12 protein-coding genes are annotated in these 12,529 nt (G+C 69.8%); all 12 read left to right on the forward strand.

All coding sequences use genetic code 11. From position 1 onward, the window contains the following. The first annotated feature begins 9 nt into the window (after positions 1 to 9). The 12 genes from panC (at position 10) to dhaM (ending at position 12,525) form a co-directional block, all read left to right on the forward strand. Positions 10 to 936, forward strand: a complete 927-nt coding sequence (panC, locus tag ACX80P_RS12480; RefSeq protein WP_459278422.1) for a pantoate--beta-alanine ligase — start codon at positions 10 to 12, stop codon at positions 934 to 936. An 87-nt stretch (positions 937 to 1,023) separates the two neighbouring features. Continuing rightward, positions 1,024 to 2,481, forward strand: coding sequence for a lysine--tRNA ligase (lysS, locus tag ACX80P_RS12485; protein WP_459278528.1), 1,458 nt, complete (start codon positions 1,024 to 1,026; stop codon positions 2,479 to 2,481). A gap of 2 nt (positions 2,482 to 2,483) precedes the next feature. After that, on the forward strand, positions 2,484 to 2,669 hold the full coding sequence (locus tag ACX80P_RS12490) for a hypothetical protein (protein WP_459278423.1): 186 nt from the start codon (positions 2,484 to 2,486) through the stop codon (positions 2,667 to 2,669). Between the two features lie 88 nt (positions 2,670 to 2,757). After that, complete coding sequence (locus ACX80P_RS12495; protein WP_459278424.1) at positions 2,758 to 3,093, forward strand: histone-like nucleoid-structuring protein Lsr2; 336 nt, start codon at positions 2,758 to 2,760, stop codon at positions 3,091 to 3,093. A gap of 123 nt (positions 3,094 to 3,216) precedes the next feature. Then, on the forward strand, positions 3,217 to 5,724 hold the full coding sequence (locus ACX80P_RS12500; protein ID WP_459278425.1) for an ATP-dependent Clp protease ATP-binding subunit: 2,508 nt from the start codon (positions 3,217 to 3,219) through the stop codon (positions 5,722 to 5,724). Between the two features lie 160 nt (positions 5,725 to 5,884). Beyond that, positions 5,885 to 7,903, forward strand: coding sequence for a S9 family peptidase (locus ACX80P_RS12505; protein ID WP_459278426.1), 2,019 nt, complete (start codon positions 5,885 to 5,887; stop codon positions 7,901 to 7,903). A 190-nt stretch (positions 7,904 to 8,093) separates the two neighbouring features. After that, positions 8,094 to 8,969 (forward strand): bacteriorhodopsin-like, encoded by an 876-nt coding sequence (locus tag ACX80P_RS12510; RefSeq protein WP_459278427.1) that lies wholly within the window; start codon positions 8,094 to 8,096, stop codon positions 8,967 to 8,969. 107 nt (positions 8,970 to 9,076) lie between these two features. Next, complete coding sequence (locus ACX80P_RS12515; protein WP_459278428.1) at positions 9,077 to 9,586, forward strand: amino-acid N-acetyltransferase; 510 nt, start codon at positions 9,077 to 9,079, stop codon at positions 9,584 to 9,586. Between the two features lie 130 nt (positions 9,587 to 9,716). Beyond that, complete coding sequence (locus ACX80P_RS12520) at positions 9,717 to 9,893, forward strand: CsbD family protein (RefSeq protein ID WP_459278429.1); 177 nt, start codon at positions 9,717 to 9,719, stop codon at positions 9,891 to 9,893. Positions 9,894 to 10,109: 216 nt separating this feature from the next. Beyond that, positions 10,110 to 11,111 (forward strand): dihydroxyacetone kinase subunit DhaK, encoded by a 1,002-nt coding sequence (dhaK, locus tag ACX80P_RS12525; protein ID WP_459278430.1) that lies wholly within the window; start codon positions 10,110 to 10,112, stop codon positions 11,109 to 11,111. A gap of 2 nt (positions 11,112 to 11,113) precedes the next feature. Next, entirely contained in the window at positions 11,114 to 11,764 is a 651-nt protein-coding gene (gene dhaL / locus ACX80P_RS12530; RefSeq protein ID WP_459278431.1) for a dihydroxyacetone kinase subunit DhaL, read from the forward strand. Next, entirely contained in the window at positions 11,761 to 12,525 is a 765-nt protein-coding gene (gene dhaM / locus ACX80P_RS12535; protein WP_459278432.1) for a dihydroxyacetone kinase phosphoryl donor subunit DhaM, read from the forward strand. Before dhaL ends, dhaM begins: the two co-directional genes overlap by 4 nt. The last annotated feature ends 4 nt before the right edge of the window (positions 12,526 to 12,529 follow it).

Here is a 12,529-nt window from a genome sequence, read left to right on the forward strand (position 1 = left end):
GGACCAGCCGTGATCCCGATCGGCCCCGCCAGCCAGGCCTCCCCGCTCCTCGTCTCCACCCCCGCGGAACTCCGCGTCGCCACGGCCGCCCTGCTGGACGCCGCCCGGCCCGGCGTGGCGGACGAGCGCCCCTCGCTCGGTCTCGTCCCCACCATGGGGGGCCTGCACGCCGGCCACGCCGCCCTCGCGCGGGCGGCACGCGCCGCCGACGACGTCGTCGTCGCGTCCGTCTTCGTGAATCCCCTGCAGTTCGGCGACCAGGCCGACCTCGCCCGCTACCCGCGCACGCTCGACGACGACCTGCGGCTGCTCACGGAGTGCGGCGTCGACATCCTGTTCGCCCCGTCCGTCGAGGACATGTACCCGGGCGGGGAGCCGCTCGTCCGGGTGAGCGCGGGCCTGCTGGGCGGGCTCTTCGAGGGCGCCTCCCGGCCGGGCCACTTCGACGGCATGCTGACGGTCGTCGCCAAGCTCCTCAACCTGGCGCAGCCCGCCACCCGCGCCGGCTACCGGGCGTACTTCGGCGAGAAGGACGCCCAGCAACTGGCCCTCATCCGCCGCATGGTGCTCGACCTCAACGTGCCGGTGCGCGTCGAGGGCGTGCCGATCGTGCGGGACGCCGACGGCCTGGCGCTGTCGAGCCGCAACCGGTTCCTGGGCGAGGACGAACGCTCCGCGGCCCTGGTCCTCTCGCGGACGCTGGCCGCACTCCGCGACCGCGCCGCGCGCGGGGAACCGCTCGACCTCGCCGCAGCCCGTGCGCAGATCACCGCCGTGGACGGCGTGGACCTCGACTACCTGGACGTCGTCGACCCGGCCACGTTCGCCCCCGCGGAGGACCTCGGTCCGGAGCCGCGCGAGGCCCTCGCCGTCGTCGCCGCCCGCGTGGGCGCCGTCCGGCTGATCGACAACACCTTCCTGTCCGCGCCGCGCTGACCCGCACCGGACGCCGGGGCGGGAGCCGTAAACTTGTCTACCGTGACCCACGACGACACCCTCCCCGCTGACGACCTCAACGAGCAAATGCGCTTCCGGCTGCAGAAGCGCGCAGCCCTGCTCGACGCCGGAACCCAGCCCTACCCGGTCCGGCCGGAGCGCTCGCATTCCCTGGGAGAGGTCCGAGCGGAGTTCGCCGCACTCGACACGGGGGAATCGAGCGGGAAGCACGCCGCCGTCGTCGGGCGCGTGGTCTTCATCCGCAACTCGGGCAAGCTGTGCTTCGCGACCCTGCAGGAGGGCGACGGCACGCGGCTCCAGGTCATGCTGAGCCTCGCCGAGATCGGGGCCGACCGCCTCGCCGACTGGAAGGCCCACGTGGACCTCGGCGACCACGTGCAGGTACGCGGAGAGGTCATCAGCTCCCGCCGCGGCGAACTGTCCGTGATGGCCGACTCCTGGACCATGGCGTCCAAGGCCCTCCGCCCGCTCCCCACCCTGCACGCAGGCGTCAACGAGGAGACACGCGTGCGCCAGCGCTACGTCGACCTCATGGTGCGCGAGGAGGCCCGCCAGATGGTGCGCACACGCGCCGCCATCACCAGGACCCTCCGGGAGACGCTCAACCGCCACGACTACGTCGAGGTCGAGACCCCCGTCCTCCAGCTCGTCCACGGCGGCGCCACCGCCCGGCCGTTCGAGACCCACCTCAACGCCTTCGACCAGAAGATGACGCTGCGCATCGCCCTCGAGCTGTACCTCAAGCGCGCGGTCGTCGGCGGGATCGACCGCGTCTACGAGATCGGGCGCATCTTCCGCAACGAGGGTGTGGATTCCACGCACAGCCCGGAATTCACGATGCTCGAATGCTACGAGGCCTACGCGGACCAGTTCGTCATGGCGGACCGCATGAAGGAGATGATCCTCGCCTGCGCCGACCTGCTCGGGTCGCGCACCATCGAGACGGCGAAGGGCACGATCGACCTCGACGGCGAGTGGGCATGGCTCGGCGTCTACCCCGGCCTGTCCTCGGCCGTGGGGCAGAAGGTCACGCCGGACACCCCGGTGGAGGACCTGCGATCCATCGCCGAGCGGCACGAGGTCTCCCTCGACCCCGCCTGGGGTGCCGAGAAGGTGGTGCTCGAGCTGTTCTCCGAGATCGTCGAGCCCACCCTCATCCAGCCGACCTTCGTCTACGACTACCCGCCGTCCGCCCAGCCGCTCGCCCGTCCGCACCGGGAGGACCCGCGGCTCATCGAGGCCTGGGACCTGATCATCGGGGGCATGGAACGCGGGACGGCATTCTCGGAACTCATCGACCCGGTCATCCAGCGGGAACGGCTCACGGAGCAGTCCCGCCAGGCCGCCGCCGGCGACGACGAGGCAATGCAACTCGACGAGGACTTCCTCCGCGCGCTCGAATACGGCGCCCCGCCCATGGGCGGTATCGGACTCGGAATCGACCGCCTCGTGATGCTTTTCACGAACGTCGGAATTCGCGAGTCGATCCTCTTCCCCATTCTCAAGCCCGAAGGCGGCCACTAGCCATGGAATATGTCGCGGTCCTCCTGCCCTCGGCCTGCCTGGCAGTTCTTTTCTACTTCGTGATCAAGGCCATATTCAACGCCGACCGGGCCGAGCGGGAGGCCATGGCACGCGCGGAGGAATTGCAGGACGCCGAGGACGCGAGGAACGTGCCGGCACCCGAGGAAAAGGGCGATCCGGAGAACTAGCAGGAAAATGCCCTTCTTTGACCTCGATTGCACAATGCCCCATAATCATTTCAGGGGCATTCAATTCGAGGGATATCAGGAGAGTACCGTGGCGCAGAAGGTAAAGATTATCCTCATCGATGACATCGACGGCGGAGAAGCCGACGAAACGGTCCGATTCGGGCTCGACGGCGTGCAGTACGAGATCGACCTCTCGGAGACGCACGCCTCGGAGCTGCGGTCGGCCCTGTCCGACTACGTCGGGGCAGCCCGACGCGGCGGCCAGTCCAAGCAGCGGTCCGCCACCTCGGGCACGGCGTCGTCCTCACGCAACCAGGAGGCCGCCCGCATCCGTGAATGGGCCAGGGAGAACGGCTACAACGTCTCCTCCCGGGGCCGCGTGAACAGCGAGATCGTCGAGGCGTACCGGGCGGCCCAGCACTGACCCACCCCGGGATGCGCCGGAAGGGAAGCACTCCGGCGTTATCTCGCCTGTGGCGAACACGCGCCCAAAGCACACCCCGTGCCCGTAGCATCGAATTACGCGTTAGCTAGGAGTGTGTGTCTGATGTTCGAAAGATTTACAGATCGTGCCCGTCGTGTTGTCGTGCTGGCCCAGGAAGAGGCCCGCATGCTCAACCACAATTACATCGGCACCGAGCACATCCTGCTTGGCCTGATCCATGAGGGCGAGGGTGTCGCCGCCAAGGCGCTGGAGTCGCTCAGCATCTCGCTGGGTGCCGTGCGGGAGCAGGTCCAGGAGATCATCGGCCAGGGCCAGCAGGCCCCGTCCGGTCACATCCCCTTCACCCCCCGGGCCAAGAAGGTCCTGGAGCTCTCCCTCCGGGAGGCGCTCCAGCTCGGCCACAACTACATCGGCACCGAGCACATCCTGCTCGGTCTCATCCGCGAGGGTGAGGGAGTCGCCGCGCAGGTGCTCGTCAAGCTCGGAGCGGACCTGAACCGTGTCCGCCAGCAGGTCATCCAGCTGCTGTCCGGATACCAGGGCAAGGAGCCCGCTGCCGCGGGCGGCCCCCAGCAGGAGGGAACCCCTGCCGGTTCCGTCGTGCTGGACCAGTTCGGCCGCAACCTGACCCAGGCTGCCCGAGAATCCAAGCTCGACCCGGTGATCGGGCGCGAGCAGGAGATGGAACGCGTCATGCAGGTCCTCTCCCGCCGCACCAAGAACAACCCCGTCCTCATCGGCGAGCCCGGCGTCGGCAAGACCGCCGTCGTCGAGGGCCTCGCCCAGGCGATCGTCCGCGGTGACGTCCCCGAGACGATCAAGGACAAGCAGCTCTACACGCTCGACCTCGGGTCCCTCGTCGCCGGCTCCCGCTACCGCGGTGACTTCGAGGAACGCCTGAAGAAGGTCCTCAAGGAGATCCGCACCCGCGGGGACATCATCCTGTTCATCGACGAGATCCACACCCTCGTCGGTGCGGGAGCCGCCGAGGGCGCCATCGACGCCGCATCGATCCTGAAGCCCATGCTCGCGCGTGGGGAGCTCCAGACGATCGGCGCGACCACGCTCGACGAGTACCGCAAGCACATCGAGAAGGACGCCGCCCTCGAGCGCCGTTTCCAGCCCATCCAGGTCGCCGAGCCCTCCGTGGCCCACGCGATCGAGATCCTCAAGGGCCTGCGCGACCGCTACGAGGCGCACCACCGCGTCTCGATCACCGACGGCGCGCTGACCAGCGCGGCGACGCTCGCCGAGCGCTACATCTCGGACCGCTTCCTCCCGGACAAGGCGATCGACCTCATCGACGAGGCCGGTGCGCGCCTGCGCATCCGCCGGATGACCGCGCCTCCGGAGCTCAAGGAGATCGACGAGCGCATCGCGGACGTCAAGCGCGAGAAGGAATCGGCCATCGATTCCCAGGACTTCGAGGGTGCTGCGGCGCTGCGCGACAAGGAGCAGAAGCTCCACGACGAGCGCAGCGACAAGGAGCGCCGCTGGAAGTCCGGCGGACTCGACGACATCGCCGAGGTCGATGAGGAACTCATCGCCGAGGTGCTCGCGAACTCCACCGGCATCCCCGTGTTCAAGCTGACCGAGGCCGAGTCCTCGCGACTGCTCAACATGGAGTCCGAGCTGCACAAGCGGGTCATCGGGCAGAACGAGGCCATCAAGGCCATCTCCCAGGCCATCCGCCGCACGCGGGCCGGCCTCAAGGATCCCAAGCGTCCGGGCGGTTCCTTCATCTTCGCCGGCCCCACCGGCGTCGGTAAGACCGAGCTCGCCAAGGCCCTCGCCGAGTTCCTCTTCGGCGAGGAGGACGCCCTCATCACGCTCGACATGTCCGAGTACTCCGAGAAGCACACCGTCTCGCGGCTCTTCGGTGCCCCTCCGGGGTACGTGGGCTACGAGGAGGGCGGCCAGCTGACCGAGAAGGTCCGCCGCAAGCCGTTCTCCGTGGTGCTCTTCGACGAGGTCGAGAAGGCCCACGCGGACCTGTTCAACTCGCTCCTCCAGATCCTCGAGGACGGGCGCCTGACGGACAGCCAGGGCCGCATGGTGGACTTCAAGAACACGGTGATCATCATGACCACCAACCTCGGTACGCGGGACATCTCGAAGGGCGTCATGACGGGCTTCCAGTCCGGCACCGACACCAGCACGAGCTACAACCGGATGAAGGCCAAGGTGCAGGAGGAGCTCAAGCAGCACTTCCGCCCGGAGTTCCTCAACCGTGTGGACGACACCGTGGTGTTCCCGCAGCTCACGCAGGACGAGATCGTGCAGATCGTGGACCTGTTCCTGCAGCGCCTGAGCGGCCGCATGGCCGACAAGGGCATGTCGATCGAGCTCACTCCCGCAGCCAAGGTGCTCCTCGCGACCCGCGGCTACGACCCCGCCATGGGTGCGCGGCCGCTGCGCCGCACCATCCAGCGCGAGATCGAGGACCAGCTCTCGGAGAAGATCCTGTTCGGCGAGATCAAGTCGGGCGAGCGGATCGACATCGACGTGGAGGGCGAGGGTGCCGACGCACGCTTCACCTTCGTCGGACACGGCGCTCCCAAGGAACTCGAGGACTCCCCGGCCGCACTCGAGGCGACCGTCCCCGAGTAGGACGGGCGCTCCGGCGTCAGCGCACGACGAACCCGCCCCGGGCCACCGGGGCGGGTTCGCTTCGTCCCGGGCCGGCGCCGGATGGGTGCCCGCAGCAACGGGATTCGTCCCTGAGTGAACGTCTGTGACGGCGGCCACAGCCGGTGGTAGAGATGGACGCATGACCACCCCCTTCTCCTCACTCGACGACTTCGTCGCCCTGCCCCGCCTGAGCGGGCTCGTCCTCAACCGGGAGGGCACGCGGCTCGTGACCTCCGTGGCCACCCTCGATCCCAAGAAGACCGCCTACCAGACAGCGCTCTGGGAGGTCGATCCCACCGGCGAGCACCCGGCCCGCCGGCTCACGCGCAGTTCCGCGGGAGAATCCGGGGCGGCGTTCCTCGCCGGCGGGGACCTGCTGTTCACGTCGTCGCGCCCGGACCCGGACGACGCCGACGGCGAGAAGCGCCCGTCCCTCTGGCGGCTCCCGGCCACCGGCGGGGAGGCCTCGCTGGTGCTGACCCGCGAGGGCGGCGTCGCAGGGGTGGCGACGGCGGACGCGGCCGACGTCGTCGTCGTGACCGGCAGTGCGCTGGCCGGCTCGGCGAACGAGGAGGACGACGCCGAGCGGCGGAAGTCCCGCAAGGAGGCCGGCGTCGCCGCCATCCTGCACTCCGGGTATCCCGTCCGCTACTGGGACGCGGACCTCGGCCCCGACGAGCCGCGCTACTTCGGGCTGAAGGACCTCGACGGCGACGCCCCGCTCGACGACCTCGTCCCGTCCGCGCGGGGCGGCCTCCGGGACGCCCATCCCGTCCTGGACCCTGAGGGGACCGCCCTGTTCTCCTCCTTCACGGTGCCGGAGGAGCGGGGATCCCAGCGCTCGGTGCTCGTCCGCGTCGACATCGCCACCAAGGAACTGAGCGTCCTGCTCGACGACCGCGAGAACGACTACTCCCCGGGGCCCGTCAGCCCGGACGGCCGCTTCCTCGTCGTCATCCGGGACCGGCGCACCACGGTCGACCTCGCACCACGCACCAGCCTGCTGCTCCTCCCGCTCGACGGCGGGGAACCCGCGACGCTGGCCGGGGAGTGGGACCGCTGGCCGGCACCCGCGGCCTGGCTGCCCGACGGTTCGGCCCTCGTCGCCACGGCCGACGACGACGGCGCGGCGCCGGTCTTCACCATCGACGTCGCCACAGGCGCCGTGCGACGGGTGACGGAGGACGCCGCAGCCTACACCGACGTCCGCGTCGCTCCCGACGGCACCACCGCCTACGCCCTGCGCAGTTCCTACCTCTTCCCGGCGGAGGCGGTCCGCATCGACCTCGCGACCGGCCGGACGGAACGCCTGCAGAACCCCGCGGAGCGCCCCGAGGTGCCCGGCACGCTCGAACGGATCGACTCGGTCGGCGAGGACGGCCAGACCGTCAGGTCCTGGCTCGTGCTGCCCGACGGCGCGTCCGCGGACTCCCCCGTGCCGGCCCTGCTGTGGATCCACGGGGGGCCCATCGGCTCCTGGAACGCGTGGACCTGGCGCTGGTCGCCGTGGATCATGGCGGCGCGCGGCTACGCCGTCCTGCTCCCCGACCCCGCGCTCTCCACGGGGTACGGCCAGCACATGGTGGACCGCGGGTGGGGCCAATGGGGCCGCGCCCCCTACACGGACCTGATGGCTGCCACGGACACCCTCGTGGCGCGGGAGGACATCGACGGGACGCGGGTCGCCGCGATGGGCGGCAGTTTCGGCGGCTACATGGCGAACTGGGTGGCCGGGCACACCGACCGCTTCGCGGCGATCGTCACCCACGCGAGCCTCTGGGCGCTGGACCAGTTCGGTCCGACGACGGACGCCGCGTTCTACTGGGAGCGGGAGATGACGCCCGAGGCCCGGGAGGAGAACTCCCCGCACCACCACGTAGAGGCCATCGCCACGCCGATGCTCGTCATCCACGGGGACAAGGACTACCGCGTGCCCATCGGCGAGGGCCTCCGCCTCTGGTACGAACTGCTGTCGAAATCGAAGCTGCCTGCCGGCGAGGACGGCGACACGCCCCACCGGTTCCTCTACTTCCCCGACGAGAACCACTGGATCCTGAAGCCCCAGCACGCCAGGATCTGGTACGGAGTCGTCGACGCGTTCCTCGCCACCCATCTCCTGGGCGAGGAGCGGGACCTGCCGCCCGAACTCGGACTCTAGGGCCGGTGCGGGTCGGGGAGATCCACAGGCTCCCCCGACCCGCGGCCGGGTTCTGACATCGGAGCGGTACCTCTGGACAAGTTTTCTACAAGGCGTAGAATCTTTGCACGATCGGAGTGGAGCAGGTCCCATCCTGACCCACCGGCATGCAGGGCCCCATGCCACTGATTCCGTCCGAAGGAGCATGTCCATGATTCCTGACGCCCTCACCCAGGGCCAATACGACACGGTCTACAACTTCCTGTCGCTCGTCATCGCGGCCCAGTTGTTCACCGCGCTCTTCCTGGTACTCGCGCTCCAGCGGGTGCTTCCCCGGTACCGGCAGGCACTGATCATCGCAGCCGTGGTCTGCGGGATCGCCGCGTACCACTACTTCCGTATCTTCGACTCCTTCAGGGATGCCTTCGTCACCGATGCGATCGGTGGGCGGGGGACCTATTCACAGGCCGCCGGGGCCTCGTTCAACGAAGGGTACCGCTACGTCGACTGGCTGCTGACGGTGCCGCTGCTGCTGGTGGAACTCATCGCCGTGCTGGCCCTGGCCCGCGCGGTGCAGTCACGGCTGCTCCGGAAGCTCATTCCGGCCGCGACCCTCATGATCGTCCTCGGCTATCCGGGGGAGATCAGTTCGACGGACGGCACCCGCGTGCTGTGGGGTGTGCTCTCGACCCTTCCGTTCCTGTACATCCTGTACGTGCTGTTCGTCGAGCTCACGAAGTCCCTGGATCGGCAGCCTCCGGGCGTGAAACCCCTGATCGGCCGGCTGCGGATCCTGCTGCTGGCCAGCTGGCTCGTCTACCCGCTGGCCTATGCCCTGCCCCTGCTGGGGATCTCCGGCGCGGACGCCTGGGTCCTCAAGCAGGGCGGGTACTCCCTCGCCGACATCGCGGCGAAGGCGGTCTACGGGCTCATCATCTACCGCCTCGCGAAGCTGAAGTCGTACGCGGACGATCCCGCGTTCGCGGCGATCGAGGAGGCACACGACGACGACGCCCGCCCCGGACGCCGGAGCACTGCAGCGGAACCACCGCGGGGCGCCCACGAGGATGCGGACCGGGTTGCCTGACAGCGTTGCCTGACAGTGCTGCCCGACCGGGACAGCGATCGCAGCGGGCCCGACCGGGAGTCTCCGGCCGGGCCTGCTGCCGCGCGGGGCTCAGTAGAGTGGGGTGGATGACCGCGCCCTTCATCATCCGCCCAGCCCGCACCTCGGATGTCCCCGCCATCAAGGCGCTCGTGGAGCCGCTCGCCGAGGAGCGCATCCTGATGGCGAAGGAGACCGTGGCGTACTACGAAGGCCTCCCCGAATTCCGGATCGCGGAGTCCGACGACGGAGTGGTGCTCGGCTGCGGGGCGCTGCACATCATGTGGGAGGACCTCGCGGAGGTGCGCACCCTGGCGACGTCCTCCGCCGCGCGCGGTCGCGGCGTGGGGCACGCCCTGGTGGAGCAGCTGCTGGAGGAGGCCCGGGCCTTCGGCGTCAGCCGGGTCTTCTGCCTGACGTTCGAGGTCGGTTTCTTCCGCCGTCACGGGTTCGAGGTCATGGCCGACCAGTCCGCCGTCGACCCCAGGGTCTACTCGGAGCTCCTCCGGTCGCACGACGAGGGCGTCGCCGAGTTCCTCGACCTCGCACGGGTCAAGCCGAACACCCTCGGCAACACCCGCATGATCCGGCACCTGTGACACGCCGGAGCCGCGCTCTGGTGTTCCACCCGGGCACCGGGATAAGGTAAGACTGCTTAGCATTCCTCGCGGGTGCGGAGCAGGCCACCGGAACCGGTGGCCGAACACCGAGTCGAAGGAGGTCCTCACCATGGGACTGGATGACAAGATCGGGAACAAGGGCCAGGATCTGGGCGGCAAGGTCAAGGAAGGTCTCGGCAAGGCGACCGGGGACGAGAGCATGGAAGCCGAGGGCCACAAGGACCAGGCCAGCTCGAGCCTCAAGCAGGCCGGCGAGAACGTCAAGGACGCGTTCAAGCGCGACTGACGCACCACCGGCCGCCCCTCACCGGGCGGCCCTGCCGACCTGAGGGAGGGGCCCGTTCCGGGCCCCTCCCTCAGGTGTTCGACGGGCAGGAACGGGCTTCGCCGGCCTATAGGCAGGGGCAGGAACGGGCGGTAACGTTCACAGTGGCCAGGGTGGTCCATGTGAGGCGGGCTGCAGGCTGTCCAATGTCCGTTCGCAGTCTCAAGGAGCAGCGCCATGAAGAAGCTCATCAATGACCCCAAAGCAGTGGTCAATGAGTCGGTCGAGGGTTTCGGCATCGCCCACGCCGACCTCGTGACAGTCCATCCCGAGCCCCTGTTCATCACCCGCAGGGACGCCCCCGTCCAGGGCAAGGTCGGCCTCGTCTCCGGCGGCGGCAGCGGACACGAACCCCTCCACGCCGGGTTCGTGGGCCGCGGGATGCTCGACGCCGCCGTACCGGGGGCCGTCTTCACCTCTCCGACGCCCGACCAGATCATCCCCGCCACCACGGCCGTGGACGGCGGTGCCGGCGTCCTGCACATCGTGAAGAACTACACCGGCGACGTCCTCAACTTCGAGACCGCGGCCGAGATGGCGGAGGCGGAGGGCGTCACGGTACGCTCCGTGCTCGTGAACGACGACGTCGCCGTCGAGGACTCGCTGTACACGGCGGGCCGGCGCGGCGTCGGGGGGACGGTCCTCGTGGAGCGGATCGCCGGTGCGGCCGCCGAGCGCGGGGACGACCTCGACGGTGTGGCCGCCGTGGCGCAGCGCGTCATCGACGATGTCCGTTCCATGGGCGTGGCCCTCGCGGCCTGCACCGTGCCGCACGCCGGCGTGCCGAGCTTCGACCTCTCCGACGACGAGATCGAGATCGGGATCGGCATCCACGGGGAGCCGGGGCGGCACAAGATCGCCATGGAGGACGCCGACGGCATCACGCAGCGGCTCCTGGATCCCATCGTCGCGGACTTGAAGCTGACCTCCGGCGACCGCACGATCGTGATGGTGAACGGCATGGGCGGCACGCCGGCCAGCGAGCTGTACATCGTGTTCCGGAAGGTCGCCCAGCTGCTCGAGGGGCTCGGCGTGACCATCGACCGCTCGCTCGTCGGCAACTACATCACGGCGCTCGAGATGCAGGGGGCGTCCCTGACCGTCCTGCGGGCCGACGACGAGATGCTCGAACTGTGGGACTCGCCCGTGCACACCGCAGCGCTGCGCTGGGGGGCGTGAGGATGCCCAATCCCCTCGACACCCGGTGGGCCGTCCGGTGGATCCGTGAGACGGCCCGCGTCGTCGCCGAGAACCGCACGTTCCTGATCGAACTCGACAGGGCCATCGGCGACGCCGACCACGGCGAGAACATGGATCGGGGCTTCAGTGCCGTGGTCGCCAAGCTCGACGCGGGGGACGCTCCCGGCACGCCGGCGGCAGTGCTGAAGCAGGTCGCCATGACGCTGATGTCCACCGTCGGGGGCGCCGCAGGGCCCCTGTACGGGACGGCGTTCCTGCGCGCCGCCACCTCCCTGGGGGATGCGGAGGAGATCGACGCCGGTGCGGTCGCCGCGATGATCAGGGCTGCGCGCGACGGCATCGTCGCGCGCGGCAAGGCGGAGGCGGGGGACAAGACCATGGTCGACGCCTGGACGCCAGCCACCGAGGCGGCCGAGACCGCGGTCCAGGCCGGGGCGGATCCCTCCGACGTCCTGGTGGCCGCGGCCGGCGCCGCACAGGCCGGAGCCGTCGCGACCGAACCGCTGATCGCCCGGAAGGGCAGGGCCAGCTACCTCGGTGAACGCAGTGCAGGGCACCAGGATCCTGGGGCGGTGTCGACGGCCCTCATCCTGCGAGCTGCGGCGGAGACCGCCGGAGGGCAGGTCGCGTGAGCGTCGGCCTCGTCATCGTCTCGCACAGCCAGAAGATCGCGGAGGGCGTCGTCGAACTCGCGGCCCAGATGGCGCCCGACGTCGTCCTCGCGGCCGCCGGAGGGACGGGCGACGGCGCCGGTCCCTCACGCATCGGCACGAGTTTCGACCTGGTACAGGCGGCGATCGGGCGGGCGTCCGGCGGCGACGGCGTCGTCGTCCTCACCGACCTCGGATCGGCCGTCATGACGGCCGAGATGGTGCTCGAATTCCTCGAACCCGAGGCGCGGGAACAGGTCCGGCTCGCCCAGGCCGCCCTCGTGGAAGGAGCCGTCGCCGCAGCGGTCCAGGCGCAGGGCGGGTCCTCCCTGGACGAGGTGGTGCGGGCAGCCGAAGGCGCCGTCGTCTCCATCCGGCCCGAGGAGCTCGAGCCCTTCGTCTCGCACGCCGCGGCGGCGCCGGGATCCTCCGCCGACGCGGCGTCGGCAGGACCGAGCACGGTGCCGGACGGGGAACAAGGGCCGACGGCCAGGGGCTCATGGACACTGCCGAACCAGATGGGCCTCCACGCCCGCCCGGCAGCCTCGCTCGCCACCGGCCTCGCTGACCTCGACGCGGAGGTCACGGTGAACGGGGTCGACGGCAAGTCCGTCATGCTCCTGATGAGCCTCGGCCTCGGCCAGGGGAAGACGCTCACGGTCGTGGCCGCGGGCCCCGACGCGCAGGCAGCCGTCGACTTCGTGGGCCGGGAGGTCCAGGCGGGGTTCGGGGAGCCGGCCTGAGGAT

Source organism: Arthrobacter arabinosi, from assembly GCF_054511115.1.

What these genes read in the sequence shown, in the direction of transcription:
- ACX80P_RS12505 (WP_459278426.1), top strand. Translation starts at nt 5,885, where the DNA reads ATGACCACCCCCTTCTCCTCACTCGACGACTTCGTCGCCCTGCCCCGC.
- dhaK (WP_459278430.1), top strand. Translation starts at nt 10,110, where the DNA reads ATGAAGAAGCTCATCAATGACCCCAAAGCAGTGGTCAATGAGTCGGTC.
- ACX80P_RS12510 (WP_459278427.1), top strand. Translation starts at nt 8,094, where the DNA reads ATGATTCCTGACGCCCTCACCCAGGGCCAATACGACACGGTCTACAAC.
- lysS (WP_459278528.1), top strand. Translation starts at nt 1,024, where the DNA reads ATGCGCTTCCGGCTGCAGAAGCGCGCAGCCCTGCTCGACGCCGGAACC.
- ACX80P_RS12500 (WP_459278425.1), top strand. Translation starts at nt 3,217, where the DNA reads ATGTTCGAAAGATTTACAGATCGTGCCCGTCGTGTTGTCGTGCTGGCC.
- ACX80P_RS12520 (WP_459278429.1), top strand. Translation starts at nt 9,717, where the DNA reads ATGGGACTGGATGACAAGATCGGGAACAAGGGCCAGGATCTGGGCGGC.
- ACX80P_RS12515 (WP_459278428.1), top strand. Translation starts at nt 9,077, where the DNA reads ATGACCGCGCCCTTCATCATCCGCCCAGCCCGCACCTCGGATGTCCCC.
- ACX80P_RS12490 (WP_459278423.1), top strand. Translation starts at nt 2,484, where the DNA reads ATGGAATATGTCGCGGTCCTCCTGCCCTCGGCCTGCCTGGCAGTTCTT.
- dhaL (WP_459278431.1), top strand. Translation starts at nt 11,114, where the DNA reads ATGCCCAATCCCCTCGACACCCGGTGGGCCGTCCGGTGGATCCGTGAG.